This window comes from Nocardia carnea NBRC 14403, assembly GCF_000308515.1.
GTDB lineage: Bacteria > Actinomycetota > Actinomycetes > Mycobacteriales > Mycobacteriaceae > Nocardia > Nocardia carnea.
Map to the genome: position 1 here is coordinate 61740 of NZ_BAFV01000041.1, position 22081 is coordinate 83820.

The window sequence follows — 22081 nt, forward strand, 5'->3', positions numbered from 1 at the left end:
CCGAAACCGGGCTGCTCGGCCTGCCACGAATACGCCGACGGTGTAGCCCTTTTACACCCGTCGCAGCGCGGTGCGCGCCGGCAGAACGGGCGTCCCACTTCCGGAACGGGCGCCGGGCTGCCACATCACGGGCGAATACAGATCAGCCGATATCCAAGGGGTCGATCTGCACACGCGCCGAAGTTTCCGCACGCTGGCTGCTGCGGACGGCCTGCGCCGCGGTCAGTGCCCGGGCCAGCGCGCCACCTTGCGGGCGAGGAACGCGTAACAGCACCCGCTCGACCTCCACCGGGGTACCGCGGTCGTCGTCGGTGCGAGAAACCGACGGTTTGCGCGCAGTGGCAGGCAGCGGTACCGGGCCCAGCACCTCGGCGGCGGCCGGAAGCTCGGCGACCGCGAGAAGTTCGGCAACCGCATCGGGTGTCCCGTCGATCGCGGCCATCCGCACCGCGGGCGGGAACCCGACCTCAGTGCGCTGGCCGAGCTCAGCGGCCGCGTGCCCGGCCGGATCCCACCGCAGCAACGCCTGCACGGTGGGCACACCCGGATCCGCCATCACCAGTACCCGGCCCTCGGCTTTCACCAGGGCGGCAGCGCCCAGCCAACGGCGCAGGGTGTCCTCGGCGGCGCGGAGATCGGCGCGGCCCAGCAGCGCCCATCCGTCCAACAGCAGACCGACCCCGTAACCACCGGGTAGCAGCGGTTCGGCCCCGACAGTGGCCACCACGACCTGCGGGCCCGGTTCGACGGTATCGAGCATCGTGGCACCACTCGACCCCCTGATCGGCACCCCGGGAAACGCCCGGCCCAGTTCCTCCGCCGTCCGGGCGGCGCCGATGACCACGGCGCGCAGCACCCGCCCGCCGCAGCCGGGACAGCGGAAAGCAGCCTCGGTCCGCCCGCACCACCGGCACACCGGACTGTGTGCGACCTGCGCGGCGGGGGCCGCAGGACCCCCTTCAGGCAACGACAGCGGGCCCACACACTGCCGGCAGCGCGCCGGGGTGCGGCATTTGGTGCATGCCAGGGCCGGAACATACCCGCGGCGGGGCACCTGTACCAGCACCCCCTCCCCCGCGGCGAGTGCCTGGCGGGCTGCGGCGAAGGCGGCGCCCGGAATCCGGACCGCGCGCGCGATGGGGTCGCGATCGAGGGCCGCATCGGAATCTCCCGGCGCGCCGATCCGGGGTGCGGCCGCCCGCACCGTGGCCCGGTCGGCGAGCAGATCGTGCGCCCAGCCCGATTCCACCACCGCCTGCACCTCCGCGGTCCGCGCGAAACCCGCGGCCACGAACGCCGCTCCGGTTTCGTGCGCACGCAGCATCGACACCTCCCGGGCGTGCGGGTACGGGGACCGCGGTTCGGCGTAGGTGTCGTCTCCGTCGTCCCAGATCGCGATGAGTCCCAGGTCGGCGGCCGGCGCGAAAACAGCGCTGCGGGTGCCGATCACGACCCGTGCGGTCCCACGCAGAACGGCCAGCCAGCGCCGGTATCGGGCCGCCGGGCCCAGCCCCGCCGAGAGCCCGACCGCCGAATCACCGACCAGCGACTCACACTCGCGCAGCACCCTGTCCAGGTCGCGCTGGTCGGGAACCATCAAGATCGCGCTACGCCCACCGGCCACCACGACAGCCGCCAGTTCGGCCAGCCGGCGCGCCCAATCCTCACCCGGTAGCGCCTGCCATGCCGCGCGCGCACCTTTACGCCCGGCGAGTGCGGTGAGAAACGATTCCCCGTGCCGATACCGCCGCCAGGCCGCCAGGTCGACGTCGGCCGGAACGGTCCCGTTGCCGGCCTCATACCGTGGATCACCAGAATCTGCGTCTGCCACCCCCGAAGGATTGTGAGTGACGCCCACAGCGGCAACCACCGATGGGGCATACGCCCGATCGCCACCGTCCGACATCCGCTCGGCACCGTCCGAGACCCACTGGTCGTCGGCCGGCGCCTGCTCGGCCCCAGCCGCCGAATGATCGGAGTCGTGGTGACCCGGTTCCGAAGCGAGTGGCGCCGACGGGCCCGCCGGCCCGCCCTCGCTGGCTTCTCCGAAAGACGGCAGGTCGACCGAGGCGTCCGCGGTCCCCGTCTCCCCGGTGGCCGGTCCCGTCACCTGCGGCAGGCCGGCGCTACGCTGCGGTTCCGCCGCGACCGATTCCTTCTTCCCGGCGCCACCGTTCTCCACGCGCGCGTGCCGGGGCGGGATCGCCAAGCGCAGGACATCGGCGCGGGTTCCGGCGCAGCGGGCGGCGACGGTCGTGGCGAGCCGGAGGATCTCCGGGGTGAGTACCTGTTCCGCCGAGACCACTCGTTCCAGCCGCACCAGCTTGCCGGGATGGTCGGTCTCGGCATGCCTGGACAACAGATAGCCGTCCACCAGCCGCCCGGCGAAACGCACCCGGACGCGGACCCCGGGCCGGGCGATCTCGTCCAATTCCGGTGGTACCAGATAGTCGAAATCGCGGTCGAGATGGGCCGGGGTGAGCAGGGGCAGCACCCGGGCGATCGGATGCGATACCGGTGGCCCGTCGGGACGGGGAGATTTCCCAGCTCGCCGCGCACCGCGGCGTTCCCCCGAAGCAGCCGACACCCCCGGCGAATCGATGTCCCCGGGGGTGTCGGCGGCAGGTTGCGGCACGCGGAACGTGGACCTACAGCCCGGCGGCGGCGCGCAGTTTCTCCGCGCGATCCGTACGCTCCCAGGGCAGGTCGATATCGGTGCGCCCGAAATGCCCGTAGGCCGCGGTCGGCGCGTAGATCGGGCGCAGCAGATCCAGATCACGGATGATGGCGCCGGGACGCAGATCGAACACCTCGGTGATGGCGGCCGAGATCTGGGCCGGATCGGTCTTCTCGGTACCGAAGGTCTCCACGAACAGGCCGACGGGTGCCGCCTTCCCGATCGCGTACGCCACCTGGACCTCGACCTTCTCCGCCAGGCCGGCGGCGACCACGTTCTTGGCGACCCAGCGCATCGCATAGGCGGCCGAACGGTCGACCTTGGAGGGGTCCTTACCGGAGAACGCGCCACCACCGTGCCGGGCCATCCCGCCGTAGGTGTCGACGATGATCTTGCGTCCGGTCAGGCCCGCGTCACCCATCGGGCCGCCGAGGACGAACTTACCGGTGGGGTTCACCAGCAGCCGGATATCGGAGATGTCCAGATCGGGGATGGCGATATCGGCCAGCACCGCTTCGACGACCTTCTCGCGGATATCGGGCGCCAGCAGGTTGTCCAGGTCGATATCGGCGGCATGCTGGGTGGAGACGACAACAGTGTCCAGCCGGACCGCGCGATCGCCCTCGTATTCGATGGTGACCTGGGTTTTACCGTCGGGCCGCAGATACGGCAGCACACCGGTCTTGCGGACCTCGGTGAGCTTGCGGGACAGCCGGTGCGCCAGGGCGATCGGCAGCGGCATCAGCTCCGGCGTGTCGGTGTTGGCGTAACCGAACATCAGGCCCTGATCGCCGGCGCCCTGCTGTTCGATCTCGTCACCGGAACCGCCCACCCGCGCCTCGTGCGAGGTATCGACCCCCTGGGCGATATCGGGCGACTGGGCACCGATCGCGACATTGACACCGCAGGAGTTGCCGTCGAAACCCTTTGCCGAGGAGTCGTATCCGATCTCCAGGATCTTCTCCCGGACGATATGCGGGATATCGGCGTACGCCTCCGTGGTGACCTCGCCCGCGACATGCACCTGACCGGTGGTCACGAGGGTTTCCACGGCGACCCGGCTGGTCGGATCCTGGGCGAGCATGGAGTCGAGGATGGAATCACTGATGGCATCACAGATCTTGTCCGGGTGACCCTCGGTCACGGACTCACTGGTGAATAGCCGGCTACCGGACGTGCGCACAGTTTCCCTCTTCCTCAACGGTTACTCGTGTCCCGGATATGGACCGTAGCGCACGGCTCCGGTCGTGACCCTGGACTACCAGACTATTAGAACGCGCGGCCGGTTTGTGGTTCCGGACACCACACCGGACGGGTTTCCGGTCCGGGACCCCGTCCACCGGAAAGTCACAGCGGACACCCCACCGGATCGGCCCGCACAACCGGTACAGGTCGCCGGCACTCGCGCCAAGCGTTCGGATCGCGATGATTCGATATCCGCCCGGGCCCGACCGAGGCCGGGTCGTCCACGCCGCATATCCGGATGCCCTCAGCGGCAGGGGTGGCCCGTATGGCTACGCGCCGCCGGACCGGGCCTGCTCGCGTAGCAGCGGGCCGAGGGCATCGAGGACGCGGCTGGCCAGCAGGGCCTTGGAACCGTGATCGAGGGCCTGTTCGCTGCCGTCGGCGCCGAGTAGCCAGCCGTCGTTGGTGTCCACCTCGAATGCCTTACCGTCCCCCACGGCGTTCACCACCAGCAGGTCACAGCCCTTCCGGGCGAGCTTGGCCCGGGCGTAGGTGATCACATCGCCGTCTTCGTCGCCGGTTTCGGCGGCGAACCCGACGATGGCGGTACCGGGTAGCTGACCCTCGCGACGTGCCTGGACCAGGCCCGCGAGAATGTCCTCGGTCCGCGACAGCGCGATGCTGTCGGGTTCGTCCTTACCCTTTTTGATCTTGGCACCGGCCACGGAAGCAGGCCGGAAATCGGCGACGGCAGCGGCCATGATCACCGCATCCGCACCCACGGCGTGCTTGTCGACGGCGGTCTTGAGCTGATCGGCAGTCGTGATGTGCACCAGCTCCACCGCGGCGGGCGGTGCCATCTCGATGGTGTTCCCGGCGATCAGCGTCACCTGCGCGCCCCGCTGGGCGGCCACCCGGGCCAGCGCATAGCCCTGTTTACCGGAGCTGCGGTTCCCCAGGAAACGCACCGGGTCCAGCGGTTCGCGGGTGCCACCCGCGGTGATCACGACCCGTTTACCGTCCAGATCCCGCGGTACGGCGTCGGCGCGTTCCAGCAGCAGCGACGCCAGCCCGAAGATCTCCTCGGGTTCGGGAAGGCGGCCCGGACCGGTATCGGTACCGGTGAGCCGGCCCGACGCGGGTTCCATCACCGTCGCACCGTGCGCGCGCAACGCGGCCACATTCGCCACGGTCGCCGCATGCTCCCACATCTCGGTATGCATAGCGGGCGCGAACAGCACGGGACATCGGGCGGTGAGCAGGGTCGCGGTCAGCAGGTCGTCGGCGCGGCCCTGCGCGGCGCGCGCCATCAGATCGGCGGTGGCGGGGGCGATGACCACCAGTTCGGCCTCCTGCCCCAGCCGCACATGCGGGACCTCGGGCACATCGGCGAACACCCCGGTGTGCACCGGATGGCCGGACAGCGCCTCGAAAGTCGCCTTCCCGACGAACTGCAACGCCGCCTCGGTGGGGATCACCCGCACGCTGTGGCCGGTTTCGGTGAACCGCCGTACCAGTGCGCACGCCTTGTACGCGGCGATACCGCCGCCCACCCCGACAACTACCCGCGCCATCGCGCGCCTCCTGCCCTATCGGCCGTTCGCCCGGGAACTATCGGGTCATTCGCCTTCGGTGTGCTCGAGCAGATCGCTGTGGATCTCCCGCATCGCCACCGACAGCGGCTTCTCCTGCGGCAGCGGCTCGACCAGCGGGCCGACGTATTCGAGGATGCCGTCGCCGAGCTGGTTGTAGTAGTCGTTGATCTGGCGGGCACGTTTGGCGGCGTAGATCACCAGCGCGTACTTCGACGAGGTGCGGTCCAGCAGTTCGTCGATGGGCGGGTTGGTGAGGCCGACCGGAGTGTCGTAGGCGGGCGCGGCGATATCCGTACTGCTCACTGAGGAAGCTCCTGCGGGGTCGGGGGCTCGGGTACGCGGCGGCTGGGCCGGGCGTATCCGGCTACGAATTGGAATTCGTGCTGACGAACAACGATACCAACTGCGCACAGGCGCTGGTCACGGTGTCGTTCACGATCACGGTGTCGAACTCGTCACGTGCGGCCAATTCCACCCGTGCGGTCGCCAGCCGGCGTTCGATGACCTCAGCAGATTCGGTGCCGCGACCGCGCAGCCGGTTCTCCAGCTCCGCCCAACTGGGCGGCGCGAGAAACACCAGAACGGCCTCCGGCATCACCTGCCGGATCGAACGGGCACCCTCGAGGTCGACCTCGATCAGCACCGGCAGCCCCTCGGAAAGGGCGGCCCGCACCGGCGCGGCCGGGGTGCCCGACCGCTGCAGTCCGCCGTGGATATCCGCCCATTCGAGCAGATCACCGGCGGCAATCATCGCATCGAACTCGGCCCGGCTGACGAACCGGTAATCGCGGCCGTCGACCTCGCCGGGACGCGGGTCCCGGGTGGTCGCCGACACGCTGAAAACCAGTTCCGGCAGCCGTTCGCGGACACAGCGCACCACGGTGGACTTGCCCACGGCCGAGGGGCCGACCAGTACAACCAGCCGACCCTTCGTCATGTTCTCGATCACCGAGGCTGTCAGGCGCCGAGGTCGAATTTGGCGAGCAGCGCTTTGCGCTGCCGATCGCCGAGACCACGCAACCGTCGGGTCGGAGCGATCTCGAGCTCGTTCATGATCTCCTCTGCCTTGACCTTGCCGACCTTGGGCAGGGCTTCCAGCAGTGCGCGCACCTTCATCTTACCGATGATCTCATCGGTCTCGGCCTGGCCGAGGACCTCTTTCAAGTCGGTGCCGCCGCGCTTCAGGCGATCCTTGAGCTCCGCCCGAGCACGGCGAGCGGCAGCCGCCTTCTCCAGAGCAGCGGCGCGCTGCTCATCAGTCAGCTGGGGAAGGGCCACGGTTCCTCCGTCTCATCGTTCTGCATCAAAACCTGCCGAACTACCCGGCAGTCTCAGCGACCGTACCCACGACGCCCCCGGATTGCGAACCCACCCCCCAGGTCAGGGCATGAATCGGACCCCGTAACGCCCCCTTGCCCCCTCTCCCGCATCCCCGCTTGCCCACAGTCACCCAACCTGCGCGTCTACCACGAAATACCTTTTCAGCAGGGCATTTTGGGCGCACACACCCGGTTGCGGCGCGATAGCCACCGGACTTATCCACAGGCTGGCTACCTCCCAGCCGCCCTACCAGGAATTTTCTGTATTTTTTTGCCGCAGCAGGGGCGACGGGGCGTTCGGCCCCCTCCGGCGTGGCGCTTCCGCGCCCGGTAGTCGCGCCTTCGGCACCGCGCGAAGGGTGCCGAATCAGGCGCAGGAGACCTATCGAAGGCTGCGCTGAACTCGCCGCCCGGGGGTGACCACAGTCCGGATCACCGGCAGTGAAGGATTGTGGGGGGCGAGCCGGTGCGAGGTCGGCCATGTAGGCAGACGCGCCGCACGCACAGGGCTCGTCGGCGGATGGCCCTGGCCCAGCGGAGTGCCGCAACGATCCGGGCACCGACGGGACTGCACCCGATGGTCGACAGTCGGCCGACCTCTGTCCTCGACAGTGTGCAGACCGTCCCCGTCGGCGGCGGGAACGCCGACGACAGCACCCCGCAGACAGGTCCACACACGACGTCGACGGCCCCGATCCCCCGGAGCGCCCGGCGGTGGCCCTTCGGGCATTTCCGCCCGTAGAGCGCCGATCAGCGCAAGAAGGCGAACTCCTCCTGGAAAGCCGCCAGCCGATCGCGCAGCGCCGGCACCGAGGGGCCTGCGCCGAGCACGTCGCGGGAGACATTCGGAACCGCGGCCGGCCACAGCGATTCCGGGAGCAGCGCGCGGACCGCCGCCGCCGTACCGCCCTGGGCCCCGACCCCGGGCAGGAGAATCGGCCCGTTCAATGCGCTGAGATCGGGGATATCGGTGAGCGTGGCGCCCACCACCACCCCGACCGAACCCGGTTCTGTCCCCCGGTTGGCTTCGGCAGCGGCGTCGACAACGGTCTGGGCGAGGGTGCGCCCGTCCACCACCGCCTGCTGCACCCGCGCCGCCTCCGGATTCGAGGTGGCGGCCAGGACGAAGACACCACGCCCGTTGGCGCGGGCCAGGTCCAGGGCAGGCTGCAGGGCGCCGAATCCGAGGTAGGGCGAGACCGTGACCGCATCCGCACCCAACGGCCCGTCACCGAGCCAGGTGCGGGCATAGGCGGCCATGGTGGAGCCGATATCGCCGCGTTTGGCATCGGCGAGCACCAGCGTGCCGGAGCCACGCAGCACCTCGATGGTGCGTTCGAGCACCGCGATTCCCGCTGAGCCGTAGGCCTCGAAGAAGGCGACCTGCGGTTTGACCACCGCCGCCATCCCGTCGAAGGCTTCCACGCAGATCTCGGCGAAGGTTTCCAGGCCGTTCGCATCGTCGGGCAGGCCCCAGGCGTCGAGCAGCGCGGGATGCGGATCTATCCCGACGCAGATCGGCCCGTGCGTGCGCCCGGCCGCAGCCAGGCGCACGCCGAAGGTGGTTGTCATCGCCGCGTCCTCAGCCACGCAACGCCGAATGCAGTTCCTGCAGGGAACGCACGCCGAGGCCGCCGGCGATACTGGCCTCGATACCCTGGACCGCCGCCGCGGCACCCTGCACGGTGGTGATGCAGGGGATGCTCACGCCCACCGCGGCGCTGCGGATCTCGTAACCGTCCACGCGGGGCCCGGAATTGCCGTAGGGCGTATTGATGACCATATCGACTTCGCCGTCACGGATCTGTTCCACGATGGACGCCGCGGGCAGCTGGTCGTTGCCGGCCGCGGGCACCGGATCGGAATGCTTACGCACCTCTTCGCAAGGGATTCCGTTGCGCCGCAGCATTTCCGCGGTGCCCGTGGTCGCCAGAATCCGGAAGCCGAGATCGTGCAGCCGTTTCACCGGGAACACCATGGCGCGTTTGTCACGGTTGGCGATCGAGACGAAAACGGTGCCCTCGGTCGGCAGCGAACCGTAGGCGGCGGACTGGCTCTTGGCGAACGCGGTCCCGAAATCGGTGTCGATACCCATGACCTCACCGGTGGATTTCATCTCCGGCGAGAGCAGCGAATCGACCTGGCTGCCGTCCGGGCCACGGAACCGATGGAACTGCAGCACCGCCTCTTTCACCGCGACCGGTGCGTCCAGCGGAACGTGACCGCCGTCACCGTCGGGCAACATGCCCTCGGCACGCAGGTCGGCAATGGTGGCACCCAGCATGATCCGGGCCGCCGCCTTGGCCAGCGGTACCGCGGTGGCCTTGGAGACGAACGGAACGGTGCGGCTGGCGCGCGGGTTGGCCTCGAGCACGTAGAGAACATCGTCCTTGAGCGCGTACTGCACGTTCAGCAGGCCTTTGACGCCGATCCCCTTGGCCAGCGCGATGGTGGAGCGGCGCACCGCTTCGATATCGCTGCGGCCCAGTGTGATCGGCGGAAGCGCGCAGGCGGAGTCACCGGAATGGATACCGGCTTCTTCGATATGTTCCATGACTCCGCCGAGGAACACTTCGTCGCCGTCGCAGAGCGCGTCGACATCGATTTCGATGGCGTCTTCGAGGAAGCGGTCCACCAGCACGGGATGTTCCGGGCTGAGTTCGGTGGCGCGGGAGATATAGCCTTCGAGCGAACCCTCGTCGTAGACGATCTCCATACCGCGGCCGCCGAGCACATAGGACGGCCGCACCAGCACCGGATAACCGATATCGGCGGCGATCTTGCGAGCGTGCTCGAAGGTGGTGGCGGTGCCGTATTTGGGAGCGGGGAGCCCGGCCGCGACCAGGACGTCACCGAATTCCCCGCGGTCCTCGGCGAGGTCGATAGCGGCGGCGCTGGTGCCGACCACCGGTACTCCCGCGGTGGTGAGCTTCTGCGCCAGACCCAGCGGGGTCTGCCCGCCGAGCTGGACGATCACACCCGCGACCGTGCCCGATTCGGATTCCGCGTGATACACCTCGAGCACGTCTTCGAACGTGAGTGGTTCGAAGTAGAGCCGGTCGGCGGTGTCGTAGTCGGTGGAGACGGTCTCCGGGTTGCAGTTGACCATCACCGTCTCGTAGCCGGCGGCCGACAGGGTCTGCGCGGCGTGCACACAGGAGTAGTCGAATTCGATGCCCTGCCCGATCCGGTTCGGCCCGGAGCCGAGGATGATCACCTTCTCCCGATCCGGCTGCGGGGCGACCTCGGATTCGGCTTCCGGGTCGAGTTCGTAGGCCGAATAGTGGTACGGCGTCTTGGCTTCGAATTCGGCGGCGCAGGTATCGACGGTTTTGAACACCGGCCGCACTCCGAGCCGGTGCCGCAGTGCGCGTACCCCGCCTTCCCCGGCCAGTTCCGGTCGCAGCGCAGCGATCTGCCGGTCGGACAGGCCGTGGTACTTGGCCCGGCGCAGCAGCGCTTCGTCGAGCACCGGGGTGTCGAGCAGTTCGCGGCGCAGATCCACCAGCCCATCGATCTCGGCGACGAACCACGGGTCGATACCGGAGGCCTCGGCAACCGATTCGATACTCGCCCCGAGCCGCAGGGCCCGCTCCACCTGGTAGATACGGCCTTCGGTGGGGGTCCGCAGATCCGTCAGGATCGCCTCGATCGCGGCGTCGACATCCTCCTGATCCGTGGACGCCGGTGCCCATTTCCCGTCCTCGGCGGTCCAGAAACCGGTCGCCTTGGTTTCCAGCGAGCGCAGCACTTTACCGAGCGCCTCGGCGAAGTTGCGCCCCAGCGACATCGCCTCACCCACCGATTTCATGGTGGTGGTGAGGGTCGGGTCGGCACCCGGGAACTTCTCGAACGCGAACCGCGGCGCCTTGACCACCACATAGTCGAGGGTGGGTTCGAAGCTGGCGGGGGTTTCCCCGGTGATGTCGTTGACGATCTCGTCCAGCGTGTAGCCGATGGCGAGTTTCGCCGCGATCTTGGCGATCGGGAAACCGGTGGCCTTGGACGCCAGCGCCGAGGACCGCGAGACGCGGGGGTTCATCTCGATGACGATGAGCCGGCCGTCGGCGGGATTCACCGCGAACTGGATATTGCAGCCGCCCGTATCCACCCCGACCTCGCGCAGAATGGCGATGCCGAGATCGCGCATCTTCTGATATTCGCGGTCGGTGAGGGTCAGCGCGGGGGCCACCGTCATCGAATCACCGGTGTGCACGCCCATCGGGTCCACGTTCTCGATGGAGCAGACGATCACGACATTGTCGCGGCCGTCGCGCATCAGCTCGAGCTCGTATTCCTTCCAGCCCAGGATGGATTCCTCGATGAGGACATTCGCGGTGGGCGAGGCGGCCAGACCGCCGCCGGCGATCCGGTCGAGGTCCGCGTCGTTGTACGCCATCCCCGAACCGAGCCCACCCATGGTGAACGACGGCCGCACGACCACCGGGAAACCCAGTTCGCCGACGGTCTCCCGGACCTCGTCCATGGTGTAGCAGACCCGGGAGCGCGCGCTTTCGCCGCCGACGCTCGCCACGATGTCCTTGAACTTCTGCCGGTCCTCACCGCGCTGGATGGCATCGAAATCGGCGCCGATCAGTTCGACCCCGTACTTCTCCAGCACGCCGCGCTCGTGCAGCGCAACCGCGGTGTTCAGCGCGGTCTGCCCGCCGAGGGTGGCCAGCAGCGCATCGGGGCGTTCCTTCTCGATGACCTTTTCGACGAATTCCGGGGTGATCGGCTCGACGTAGGTCGAATCGGCGAATTCCGGGTCGGTCATGATGGTCGCCGGATTGGAGTTCACCAGCGAAACCCGCAGGCCCTCCGACCGCAGGACCCGGCAGGCCTGGGTGCCCGAGTAGTCGAACTCGCACGCCTGACCGATGACGATCGGGCCCGATCCGATGACCAGAATATGTTCGAGATCGGTACGGCGAGGCATCAGGCTCCCTTCATCAGACCGGCGAACCGGTCGAACAAGTACGCGGCGTCATGGGGTCCGGCGGCCGCTTCCGGGTGGTATTGCACGGAGAAGGCGCGGCCGTCCACCAGCCGCACGCCTTCCACCGTGCCGTCGTTGGCGCAGACATGGCTGACCTCTGCCTTGCCGAACGGGGTGTCGAACTGTTCGCCGCGTTCGCCTTCCAGCGCGAACCCGTGGTTCTGCGCGGTGATCGAGACGCGGCCGGTCTCGTGCTCGACGACCGGGATATTGATTCCCCGGTGCCCGAACTTCATCTTGTAGGTGCCGCGGCCGAGCGCGCGGCCCAGGATCTGGTTACCGAAGCAGATACCGAACAGCGGCAGGCCCTTGTCGAGGATGCCCTGGGTGAGTGCGACGGCGGTATCGGCGGTCGCGGGGTCGCCCGGGCCGTTGGACAGGAATGCGCCGTCCGGTTTCAGTTCCAGGATCTTGTCCAGGCTCGTCGAGGACGGCACCACATGCACCCGCATCCCGCGCTGGGCGAACATGCGCGGAGTGTTGGATTTGATGCCGAGGTCGACCGCGACCACCGTGAACCGGGGCTCGCCCTCGGGTTCGACGGTGTAGATCTCGTCGGTGCTGACCTCACCGGCCAGGTCGGCGCCGAGCATCGACGGCTGCCCGGTGACCCGGGCGACCAGTTCCGCAGGTTCGGCGAGCGCGGGCCCGGAGAAGATCCCGGCCTTCATCGAACCGCGGCTGCGCAGATGCCGCACCACCGCGCGGGTGTCGATCCCGGCGATACCGACGATGTCCTGCTGTTGCAGTTGCCCGGGCAGGGTGCCGGTGGCGCGCCAGTTGGAGTGCCGGCGGGCCGGGTCGCGTACGGCGTAGCCCGCGACCCAGATCTGTTGCGATTCGTCGTCCTCGTCGTTCCAGCCGGTGTTCCCGATCTGCGGGGCCGTGGCCACCACGATCTGCCGGTGGTAGCTGGGATCGGTGAGGGTTTCCTGGTAGCCGGTCATGGCGGTGCAGAACACTGCTTCACCGAGGGTCTGCCCCACCGCGCCGTAGGCGGTGCCGCGGAAGATCCGCCCGTCCTCGAGGACCAGGGCCGCGGCTGCTGTCGTACTCGTCATTCGTCATCTCCCGTCGTTGCCCGCGCCCAGGCCGGATACACCGATTTGTCGTCGCCCCGGAATCCCGTATCGATTTCGGTTCCGGTCGGCAGGGTCCAGCGGATCACCAGGACGCCACCTTCGGTCATCACCTTGCCCGCGTGCCCACGTTCGGTCCGGATGGCAGTGATGGAGTCCTCCGGTATCCAGATCGTGGTGGCACCCTGGCGTTCCAGCAGGATTCCGTGCTCGTAGCGGGTCAGTTCCGCGGTGGCGCGGTAGCCCAGATCGCCGACCGCTATGCGGTCCTGCCAGCTCGGCGCCATGGTGCTGCCGAGGTAGAGGCCGGTCGTGCGCTCCAGTATCTGCGACCCGGTTTCGGCCGGTACCGGCGGCAGTTCACCGATCCGCTCCTGCTGCCGGGCGGATCGATTGCGCCACCCTCGGTACATGAGGAAAACGGCCAGCACCCACAGCACAACGCAGAGGGTGACCCATAGTGCCCGTTCCATCAGCGGCCTCCCACCGGTACACCCGGCGCGGCGGCGACACCGTCGCGGGCGGTGATCCGGCCGCGCAGCAGTGTGCCGACGACCCGGCCGGGCAGTGTCATCGATTGATAGGGCGTATTGCTCGCGATACTGGCGAGGTGGTCGCCCTCCACTGTCCAGGTCGCGTCCGGATCGACCAGTACGAGATTGGCCGGTTCGCCTACCTCGATCGGCCGCCCCTGATCGTCGAGTCCGACGATTTCGGCGGGACGTTCGCTCATCACGCGCGCCACCCCGCGCCAATCGAGCAGTCCGGGCCGCACCATGGTCTCCACCACGATCGACAGCGCGGTCTGCAACCCGAGCATCCCGGGCCGGGCCGCCACGAATTCGCAGCATTTGTCCTGTTCGGCATGGGGTGCGTGATCGGTGGCGACACAGTCGACGATCCCGGCGGCGAGCGCCTGCCGCAAGGCTTCGGTATCCGAGCCTTCGCGCAGCGGCGGGTTCACCTTGTTCACCGCGTCATAGGTTTCCAGCCGGGCATCGGTGAGCAGCAGATGATGCGGCGTCACCTCGGCGGTGACCGCTATCCCCTGGCCCTTGGCCCATTTCACCAGCTCGACCGTGCCCGCGGTCGACGCATGGCAGATATGCACCCGGGCGCCGGCGTCCCGGGCCAGCAGCGCGTCCCGGGCCACGATGGATTCCTCCGCGGCTCGCGGCCAACCGGCCAGACCCAGTCGCGCCGCCGTCGGTCCCTCGTGCGCGACCGCACCACGGGTCAGTCGCGGCTCCTCGGCGTGCTGGGCGATCAGCACATCCAGCGAACGCGCGTATTCGAGGGCGCGGCGCATGATCAGCGGGTCGTGGACACAGTGCCCGTCGTCGGAGAACATCCGGACCGCGCCGGCGCCGGCGGCCATGGTGCCCATTTCGGCGAGCTGCTCGCCCGCGAGTCCGACCGTGACCGCACCCACCGGGTACACATCGACGAGCCCGACTTCCTGGCCGCGCCGCCACACATGGTCGGTGATCACGTGGGAATCGGCGACCGGCGAGGTGTTGGCCATGGCGAAAACCGCGGTGTACCCGCCGAGCGCCGCGGCAGCCGAGCCGGATTCGATGGTCTCGGTGTCTTCCCGGCCCGGTTCGCGCAGATGCGTGTGCAGATCCACGAATCCGGGCAGCAGCACCCGGCCTTCGCCGGCGACGATTTCGGCGTCGTCCGCGCGCAGTCCGGTCCCGATCTCCCGGATCACCCCGTCGGCGATCAGCACATCGACCGGGTCACCCGCACCGTAGAGCCGGACCTCGGTGATCAGAACGCTGTCACGCACGCTGTGTCCATCGCGCGTGGGTGCGAGCCCTCCGTGGTTACGCTCCGCTGCCGCCTCCGGGCCTGACCCGCTCACGCTGTGTTTATCCGGCGTGCGCGGGGGCCCTCCGTGGTTACGCTGCGCTGCCTCCTCCGGGCCTGACCCGCTCACGCCGCGGCCTCCTGCACACCGACCAGCAGGCGGAACAGCACCGCCATACGCATATGGACTCCATTCGTCACCTGTTGCAAAACCGCGGCACGCGGCGAATCCGCCACCGAGGACGCGATCTCCATACCGCGCAGCATCGGCCCGGGATGCAGGACCACCGCATGCTCGTCGAGCAGCGCGACCCGCCGCTCGGACAGTCCGTAGCGCACCGCGTATTCCCGCGCCGACGGGAAGAATCCGCCGTTCATCCGTTCCGCCTGAACCCGCAGCATGAGTACCGCGTCGGCACCGGGCAGTTCGGAATCCAGATCCACCGAAACCCGCACCGGCCAGTCCTCGACGCCCACCGGCAGCAGCGTGCGCGGCGCCACCAGCACCACTTCCGCGCCCAGCGTGGACAACAGGAAGGCATTCGACCGCGCGACCCGGCTGTGCAGGATATCGCCGACGATCACCACCCGCCGCCCGGCGATATCGCCGAGCCGCTGCCGCAAGGTCAGCGCGTCGAGCAGGGCCTGGGTGGGGTGTTCGTGCATACCGTCACCGGCGTTGATCACCGCCGGAACGGCACTGCCCGACCGCCGCGACCAGTCCTCGAACCAGTGCGCGATCTGATGCGCCGCACCGGAGGCGGGATGGCGCACGATCAGCGCGTCGGCGCCGGCGGCATGCAGGGTGAGCGCGGTATCGCGCAGCGATTCCCCCTTGGCGACCGAGGAACTGCTCGCGCTGACATTGATGACATCGGCACTCATCCACTTCCCGGCGACCTCGAACGAGACGCGGGTCCGGGTGGAGTTCTCGAAGAACACCGTCATCACCGTGCGGCCGCGCAGGGTCGGCAGTTTGTGTACTTCGCGACCCAGCAGCGCCTGTTCGAACCGTTCCGCCTCGTCGAGCAGGGCGTCGGCGGCCACGCGGTCCAGATCGGTCACCGTCAGCAGATGTCTCACTGTCCCTCCCCCTGATGCAGGAAAACACCGTCGCGGCCGTCGTGTTCGCTCAGCAGCACCGAAACGTCCTCGGTACGCGCGGTGGGCACGTTCTTCCCGACGAAATCGGCGCGGATCGGCAGTTCGCGATGTCCCCGGTCGACGAGAACGGCGAGTTGGACGGCGCGCGGCCGGCCCAGATCGCGTAGCGCGTCGAGCGCGGACCGCACGGTGCGGCCGGAGAACAGCACATCATCGATCAGGACCACCAGCGCGTCCTCCACTCCCCCCTCCGGCACCGAGGTCCGCTCCAGCGGACGGTGCGGTTTGGTGCGCAGGTCGTCGCGGTAGAGCGTGATATCGAGAGAACCGAGCGCCGGGCGCACACCGGAGAATTCTTCGATCTTGTCGGTGAGCCGGGCCGCGAGAGTCGTCCCGCGGGTCGGGATACCGATGAGCACCACGCGCGGGGCCCCGGGCTCGCCGGAATCGAGGGCGGTGCGTTCGATGATCTGGTGCGCGATCCGCGCGATGGTCCGGCCGACATCGGAGGGGGACAACAGTTCCCGTCCTGCCGCCACCCATTCCGGCGTATGCCGCGCAACGGGTGACGCCGCCTCGGCAGCGCCGGACGTGGCAGCCCGTTCTTCGGGCACAGCCATGCCGACCTCCTTCCCCGCCTCACCGGACGGTCCGTTAAAGGATGTCTTACGCCGAGCAGCCTATCAGCCCGTGGACGGCACTTTTCACCAGGTGAGGGCGCTGAACCGGTTGTGAGCACGACCACTCACCATGGCAGGGCCGGCCGCTGTGAGCGCAGTTACTCGTATCGCGCAGCACTCATTCGCGGACTGCCACAACATGCCCGATCCCCGGATCACCGCCCATGACATCCGGTCGCCCGTAGGGTGCGACGAGATCGTCCCAGGCGCGAAACGTCGTCGACCAGCCATGCGCGGCGAACCACGATTCGCCGTCGGGACCCAGCCCGTTCACCGGCGTCTCCCCCGGGGCCTCCAGGACCAGTTCGCGCAATGCGCGGTACTGCGGCGTGGCCGCGTCGACCTGGAACCGCCCGATCCCGAATCTGCTACCCGGCGCCGAAAGTCGGGTCACCGTCTCGGCCACCGCATAAGCCGCCGTGCGCGGAACATAGCCGAGCACACCCTCGTCGACCCAGGCGGTCGGCAGATCGGCGCGGAACCCCTGTTCGAGCAGGACCCGCTCCCAGTCGCCGCGCAGATCTGCGGCGACCGCGCGACGCGTACAGACCGGGCGCACGCGGTGGGCGGCCAGGACCGGCTCCTTGAAGTCGAAGAGTTCGGGGAGGTCCACCTCGAAGAACGCGGTTTCGGGCGGGAGATCGAGACGGAAGGCCCGGGTGTCCAGGCCGGCGCCGAGCAGGACGATCTGCGGACAGTCCGACACGGCCGCCTCCCGGATGTGCTCGTCGACGGCTTTGACCGCGAGCGTGCGGCCTTCGTAGAACTGCTCGGCCAATTTCTCCAGGCGTGCCCAGCGTTCGGCGTCGAACCCCGGCCGGGCAGCGGCGAGGAAAACACCGGCCAGCGGGTCCGCGTAGAGCCGGTCGGGGCGAGCGGTCTCCCGGACCCGGATGAGCGCAACTCCGAGGGCGGTCATCGCCACTCCGTTGGTGGGGACGGGTACGGAAGTTCCGGTCATCGCTGGCCCTCCTTCAATTACTTACTTGTCGCCCGGCTAGTAAATCACATTTCCGGCCGGCTGCGCCGACATGGGGCACTTCGATCGAACGACCGATGGGCTTCGACACCGCGGGCCCATTAGGCTCCCTGCGGCAGACCGTCGAAACCCACGCAGACCGTCGAACACGAGGAGATACCGTTGGCCGGCCGGCGCAGCGATACCCGCGACCGCATCCGCGCGGTGGCGATGGCACTGTTCTCCGAACAGGGCTACGAGAAGACTTCGTTGCGTCAGATCGCCGAACATCTGGGCGTCACCAAAGCCGCGCTGTACTACCACTTCCGGACGAAGGAAGATATCGTCGCCAGCCTCTCCGACGATGTCCGGCGCGGTATCGACGAGCTGATCGAATGGGCCGAGGCCACTCCACCCGGGCCCGCCCGCACCACGGAGATCCTCGACCGCTACGGAGCCCTGCTGCACAGCACGGGTCGCGACATGGTCCGGTTCATGCACGAAAACCAGCCCGCCTTCCGGGAATTGGGTTTCGGTGTCAGCCTGCGCTACCAATTCCGGGTGATCGCCGATCTCATGACCGAACCCGAGCGCGCACCCATGGACGTCTTCCATGCCCGGCAGGCGCTGCTGGCGATCAGCTGGAGTACGGCAATGATGGGCGATCTCCCCTTGTCCGACGACGAATGTTTCCGCGCGGCAGTCGCTGTCGCCCAAGACATCCTGCGCAGAAACTGATTCCACGCCCGCACCCGCGCCCGCGACAGCCACCGCTGCGGGCCCTGGACGGCGGGGCGTCCGCCGCCGACCATCGACCGAGTCGAACATATGTTCGCATATCCGGTAGGCTGGCGCCATGTCGGCACCCTTCCAGGGATCGCTGCTCGACGGCTTCGGCGCGATCGAGCTCGAACCGCTCACGAATATCCGCCGGACACACCTGACCGACGGCGCTTGGGTCGACCTGCGGCCCGGCTGGCTGCGCGGTGCCGACGAACTCTTCGACCGCCTCGTCACCACTGTCCCGTGGCACGGGGAGCAACGGCCGATGTACGACCGTGTCGTCGACGTGCCGAGACTGCTGTGCTTCTACGGGGAGTCCGCACCCCTGCCCGACCCCGTCCTGGCCCAGGCGCGCGATGCGCTGAGCGAGCACTACCGTGCCGAACTCGGCGAACCCTTCCGAACCGCCGGACTGTGCTATTACCGCGACGGCCGCGACAGTGTGGCCTGGCACGGCGATACCTTGGGCCGCGGCGCCGTACAGGACACCATGATCGCCATCTTGACACTCGGGGCGCCGCGCCCGCTGCTGCTCCGGCCCCGCGCGGGTGGACCCAGCCTGCGGTTCCGGCCCGGGCACGGCGATCTTTTCGTCATGGGCGGCTCATGCCAGCGCACCTGGGAACATGCGGTACCGAAATCGCGGCGGGCGACCGGGCCGCGGATCAGTATCCAGTTCCGCCCCCGCGGCGTGCGCTGATCCCGCTATGCCTGCTTCGGCAGGGCAGGTAGCCCGCGGCGGCGGATTGCCGCGGCTCGGGACCAGAGCGCCTCAGCCGCCCGCGACGGTGCACCGGTCGCACCACATACCTCCGCCCGGGCCTGCCGGGCCGAAGCCACCATACGGCGGTACTGCCGGAATATCTGCACTTCCCCGTCGGCGCCTTCGTCGAGGTATGTGTAATCCATCCCCGCACAGGTGTCGTCACCGAGCCGTGCGATCCCTACGGCCCAATCGCGTAGCCACTCGGCGGAACCGGCGAGGACGAGCAAGCGACCGTACCGATCGACGCGGCATCGGCCGCGGGGCGGCGCCGAGTACTCGTCGGCACCCGCGAACATCCTTTCCCGCCACGCCACCACCTCGGCCACCGCGGGTTCGAGTCCGAACGTCTGCCACCGCACCGTGCCGTCCGGCCGATCGCGTAGCGGTAGCCGGCGACTCAATGCCGCAGCGGACTTACGCGTGAACACCGTTCGGTCGGTGGGCACCAGGACGATCGGATCGGCGGGGGCACCGTCGAACGGATTGGGGTCGAGGTGCCGGGAATCGATCACCACGAGGGTGCCGGGCCGCCGTTGATACGACAGTCCCCACAGCAACCGGGACAACACCCGGGCGCCCCGCCAGTCCGACAGGATATGCCAGGTGTCGTGGAAACGATTGGTGGAGAATCGGAAATCGGTGCCGGGACGTATGGTGATCACGGTGTGCACCCGCCCGTCGAGCACCATCACACGACGATGCAGTTTCAGTTGATCCTCGGTGGCCACGACCCGGCGCGGCCTGCTGTTCCGCGCGGTCATATCACCTCCGGAGCACCTCGCGTATGCCGCTCAGAAAAGCACGATCACTGTGGCGCGGCAACGAGTTTTCCGTGAGGTCCGTGTCATCAGGGAGTTCGCAGCACCGAATCCACCAACTCCCGGACCGCCGCCAGCAGCCGGTCGACACTCCCGGAACGGGCCAGTTCGGGCACGGTCGCACCGGCCAGCGAATCCAGCAGCAACCGGCCGACGATCTCGGCGTCCACATCCGGCCGGGCGTCTTCGAGCAGAGCGGTGAGGTGCTCATGCCAGAACCTGTGCAATTCCTCGGTACGTGGATGCGGGGGCTCGGTTCGTAAGATCGTCATGAGTTCCAGGTTGTCGATCACCAGCCCGGCCATGGCATCGAGGAATGCGCGCAGCCGGTCGGCCGCCGGAGCGCCGGGCCCCAGGGGAGGCGGGCCGTCGGCAACCCGCGCTCGAAGGGTGAACGCGCGCTCGGCCACCATCTCGTGCAATAGCCCGGCCCGAGTGCCGAAACGATGGAAGATCGTGCCCTTTCCCACGCCGGCGGCCGCCGCGACCCGCTCCATGGTGACCCCGTCGGCACCGTGTTCGGCGAGCAGCGCGGCGGTGGCATCGAGGATGGCGCGCCGGTTGCGAGCGGCGTCCGCGCGTTCCTTCACCGGGGACATGGCACCACCTTCGTTGACAAGTTGACCGCCGGTCCATATCTTGGCAGAAATAAATGGACCGGCAGTCAAGTTATGGAGTTTCCAATGCAGGCAATCGTAATGACAGGTAGCGGCGGGCCGGAGGTCCTGGTACCGCGCGAGGTCGCGGCGCCACGGCCGGGCACCGGGGAAGTGCTCATCCGCGCCGCAGCGATCCCGATCCTCTTCCCCGAGACCCTGCTGCGCGCCGGAGCGTTCCCCATGGCTTCGCCCCCGCCGGTGGTATTCGGGCACCAGGTCGCCGGGGAGATCATCGACGTGGGCACAGACGTCTCCCGTGACCTCATAGGACGGCGCGTTGTCGCCGCGACCACAGGGACAGGATCGTATGCCGAATTCGTCTGCACGCCGGTGGGGAACACAACGCCTATTCCGGACGATGTGTCGGCGGACGACGCGGCAGCCACAATGATGAGCGGCTCGATCGCGGTGGCCCTGCTGGAAACGGCGAATCTGACCGGCACGGAGACGATCGTCGTAGAAGCCGGTGCCACCGGAGTCGGCAGCTATCTGGTTCAACTGGCCGAGGAATTCGGCGCGGCTCAGGTCATCGCGACCGCGGGCGGCTCCGCCAAGACCGAGCACGCCTACGCACTGGGAGCCGACCAGGTGATCGACCACCGGACGGAACGGTGGACGGAAACGCTCACCGCGAGCGCGCCGGACACCATCGATGTCGTCTTCGATTCCATCGGCGGCACCACTGCGGCAAACCTTCTGGGCGCTATGACGCCCGGCTCCGGCCGGATGCTCAGCTACGGCTGGCTTTCCGGCGCACCCGCACAGGTATCGGCTGCCGACCTGCTCCCGAGCGGACTCACTCTCACCGCCTGCGCGGGCCCGGCCTGGCAACAGCGGGCCGACCGTGCCCGGGCCGAGATCCTCGCGCGAATACCCGCACTGGCGCCACCGGTCGAGACCACACTGCCGCTCGCGGCGGCCGCCCGCGGACACGAACTGGTGGAGTCACGGCGCCCGCTGGGCAAGGTCATCCTGCGGCCGGACGCAACCGTGTGATCGCGTGACAACTACCTCGGCAGCCTCTGCGCCCCCGGACGGGGCGCGGTCAGCGCCGCAGGACGAAGAAATAGGGTTCGGACAACCCGCGCATATCCATCACACCGAGCAACGTCTCGTCGTCGACCCGCCGGAAATGGTCGATGATGGGCAGATGGTCGTAGACCATGGCAGCGCTCACCACACCCCGGTACTCGATATCGCGTAGCCGCGCTGTCGGCTTCCGGGTGCGCAACACCGGAGCGAGGGCGCGCAGCCTGTTCCGCACCGGCCGCAGCCAGTGTGCCGGGATCTTGCCGGCCAGCGATAACGGAACCCGGCGCGGGTCCACCGCGAACACGGTGCCGCGCTCATCGGTGAAAAGCAGCGGGTGAACCTGATCCGGGGCGTCGAACTGTTTTCCGTACCAACCGGATTCAGTGAGTGTGCCGTCCATCGGATGGCCGGTGGGCAGTTCATCGCCGCGCCAGCGGCCGGTCGTGACCTCGGCTACCGGGGCCGCCGGCAGGCTGTCGAAGATCTCCCAGGCCTGCGCCACGGTGCAACCACCGGCCGGCAGAATGGTGGCTTGCTCGGTCATCGTCCGCACTCCTCGATATCAGGGACGTTGCGAGAAACAGCCTATCGTTCTCTCATCACGGACCGGCGGCC

The 22081-nt window shown here is 68.4% G+C and carries 20 protein-coding genes; 3 read left to right on the forward strand and 17 right to left on the reverse strand.

Features of this window, described 5'->3' with window-relative positions; translation table 11 throughout:
• Window positions 1-142 precede the first annotated feature (142 nt).
• The 14 genes from ON22_RS15765 to ON22_RS15835 all read right to left on the reverse strand — a co-directional run bounded on the left by ON22_RS15765 (window position 143) and on the right by ON22_RS15835 (window position 17411).
• The gene (locus ON22_RS15765; protein WP_033241623.1) at window positions 143-2494 is read right to left on the reverse strand and encodes a primosomal protein N'; all 2352 of its coding nucleotides are present in this window, start codon (window positions 2492-2494) and stop codon (window positions 143-145) included.
• A gap of 154 nt (window positions 2495-2648) precedes the next feature.
• Window positions 2649-3860 carry a methionine adenosyltransferase gene (metK, locus tag ON22_RS15770; RefSeq protein ID WP_033241622.1) on the reverse strand — a complete coding sequence of 404 codons (1212 nt, stop codon included), beginning with the start codon at window positions 3858-3860 and terminating at the stop codon, window positions 2649-2651.
• A 331-nt stretch (window positions 3861-4191) separates the two neighbouring features.
• Window positions 4192-5436, reverse strand: a complete 1245-nt coding sequence (gene coaBC, locus ON22_RS15775; protein WP_033241621.1) for a bifunctional phosphopantothenoylcysteine decarboxylase/phosphopantothenate--cysteine ligase CoaBC — start codon at window positions 5434-5436, stop codon at window positions 4192-4194.
• A gap of 45 nt (window positions 5437-5481) precedes the next feature.
• A complete protein-coding gene (gene rpoZ, locus ON22_RS15780; protein ID WP_033241620.1) occupies window positions 5482-5760 on the reverse strand; it encodes a DNA-directed RNA polymerase subunit omega in 279 nt (92 codons plus the stop codon).
• A gap of 61 nt (window positions 5761-5821) precedes the next feature.
• Window positions 5822-6394, reverse strand: coding sequence for a guanylate kinase (gene gmk, locus ON22_RS15785; protein WP_033242314.1), 573 nt, complete (start codon window positions 6392-6394; stop codon window positions 5822-5824).
• Window positions 6395-6414: 20 nt separating this feature from the next.
• On the reverse strand, window positions 6415-6735 hold the full coding sequence (gene mihF, locus ON22_RS15790; protein ID WP_033241619.1) for an integration host factor, actinobacterial type: 321 nt from the start codon (window positions 6733-6735) through the stop codon (window positions 6415-6417).
• Between the two features lie 791 nt (window positions 6736-7526).
• Complete coding sequence (pyrF, locus tag ON22_RS15800; protein ID WP_033241617.1) at window positions 7527-8348, reverse strand: orotidine-5'-phosphate decarboxylase; 822 nt, start codon at window positions 8346-8348, stop codon at window positions 7527-7529.
• A gap of 10 nt (window positions 8349-8358) precedes the next feature.
• Window positions 8359-11715, reverse strand: coding sequence for a carbamoyl-phosphate synthase large subunit (gene carB, locus ON22_RS15805; RefSeq protein WP_033241616.1), 3357 nt, complete (start codon window positions 11713-11715; stop codon window positions 8359-8361).
• Entirely contained in the window at window positions 11715-12836 is a 1122-nt protein-coding gene (gene carA, locus ON22_RS15810; protein ID WP_033241615.1) for a glutamine-hydrolyzing carbamoyl-phosphate synthase small subunit, read from the reverse strand. Before carA ends, carB begins: the two co-directional genes overlap by 1 nt.
• Complete coding sequence (locus ON22_RS15815) at window positions 12833-13327, reverse strand: PH-like domain-containing protein (protein ID WP_033241614.1); 495 nt, start codon at window positions 13325-13327, stop codon at window positions 12833-12835. The genes carA and ON22_RS15815 overlap by 4 nt, the downstream gene beginning before the upstream one ends.
• A complete protein-coding gene (locus ON22_RS15820; RefSeq protein ID WP_033241613.1) occupies window positions 13327-14646 on the reverse strand; it encodes a dihydroorotase in 1320 nt (439 codons plus the stop codon). The genes ON22_RS15815 and ON22_RS15820 overlap by 1 nt, the downstream gene beginning before the upstream one ends.
• 146 nt (window positions 14647-14792) lie before the next feature.
• The gene (locus ON22_RS15825) at window positions 14793-15749 is read right to left on the reverse strand and encodes an aspartate carbamoyltransferase catalytic subunit (RefSeq protein ID WP_033241612.1); all 957 of its coding nucleotides are present in this window, start codon (window positions 15747-15749) and stop codon (window positions 14793-14795) included.
• Window positions 15746-16390 (reverse strand): bifunctional pyr operon transcriptional regulator/uracil phosphoribosyltransferase PyrR, encoded by a 645-nt coding sequence (gene pyrR / locus ON22_RS15830; protein WP_033241611.1) that lies wholly within the window; start codon window positions 16388-16390, stop codon window positions 15746-15748. The genes ON22_RS15825 and pyrR overlap by 4 nt, the downstream gene beginning before the upstream one ends.
• 178 nt (window positions 16391-16568) lie before the next feature.
• Window positions 16569-17411 carry an SAM-dependent methyltransferase gene (locus tag ON22_RS15835; RefSeq protein ID WP_033241610.1) on the reverse strand — a complete coding sequence of 281 codons (843 nt, stop codon included), beginning with the start codon at window positions 17409-17411 and terminating at the stop codon, window positions 16569-16571.
• A gap of 180 nt (window positions 17412-17591) precedes the next feature.
• Here ON22_RS15835 and ON22_RS15840 point away from each other — a divergent pair, with 180 nt between their 5' ends.
• The gene (locus ON22_RS15840; protein WP_033241609.1) at window positions 17592-18146 is read left to right on the forward strand and encodes a TetR/AcrR family transcriptional regulator; all 555 of its coding nucleotides are present in this window, start codon (window positions 17592-17594) and stop codon (window positions 18144-18146) included.
• Between the two features lie 118 nt (window positions 18147-18264).
• Window positions 18265-18891, forward strand: coding sequence for an alpha-ketoglutarate-dependent dioxygenase AlkB (locus ON22_RS15845; RefSeq protein WP_033241608.1), 627 nt, complete (start codon window positions 18265-18267; stop codon window positions 18889-18891).
• A 5-nt stretch (window positions 18892-18896) separates the two neighbouring features.
• On the opposite strand, the gene ON22_RS15850 is transcribed toward ON22_RS15845, so the two are convergent.
• Window positions 18897-19718 carry a hypothetical protein gene (locus ON22_RS15850; RefSeq protein ID WP_051157682.1) on the reverse strand — a complete coding sequence of 274 codons (822 nt, stop codon included), beginning with the start codon at window positions 19716-19718 and terminating at the stop codon, window positions 18897-18899.
• 86 nt (window positions 19719-19804) lie between these two features.
• A complete protein-coding gene (locus ON22_RS15855; protein ID WP_033241607.1) occupies window positions 19805-20374 on the reverse strand; it encodes a TetR/AcrR family transcriptional regulator in 570 nt (189 codons plus the stop codon).
• 84 nt (window positions 20375-20458) lie between these two features.
• On the opposite strand from ON22_RS15855, the gene ON22_RS15860 reads away from it, so the two are divergent.
• Entirely contained in the window at window positions 20459-21430 is a 972-nt protein-coding gene (locus tag ON22_RS15860; protein WP_033241606.1) for a quinone oxidoreductase family protein, read from the forward strand.
• A gap of 49 nt (window positions 21431-21479) precedes the next feature.
• On the opposite strand, the gene ON22_RS15865 is transcribed toward ON22_RS15860, so the two are convergent.
• Window positions 21480-22010 carry a DUF4334 domain-containing protein gene (locus ON22_RS15865; protein ID WP_033241605.1) on the reverse strand — a complete coding sequence of 177 codons (531 nt, stop codon included), beginning with the start codon at window positions 22008-22010 and terminating at the stop codon, window positions 21480-21482.
• Window positions 22011-22081 lie beyond the last annotated feature (71 nt).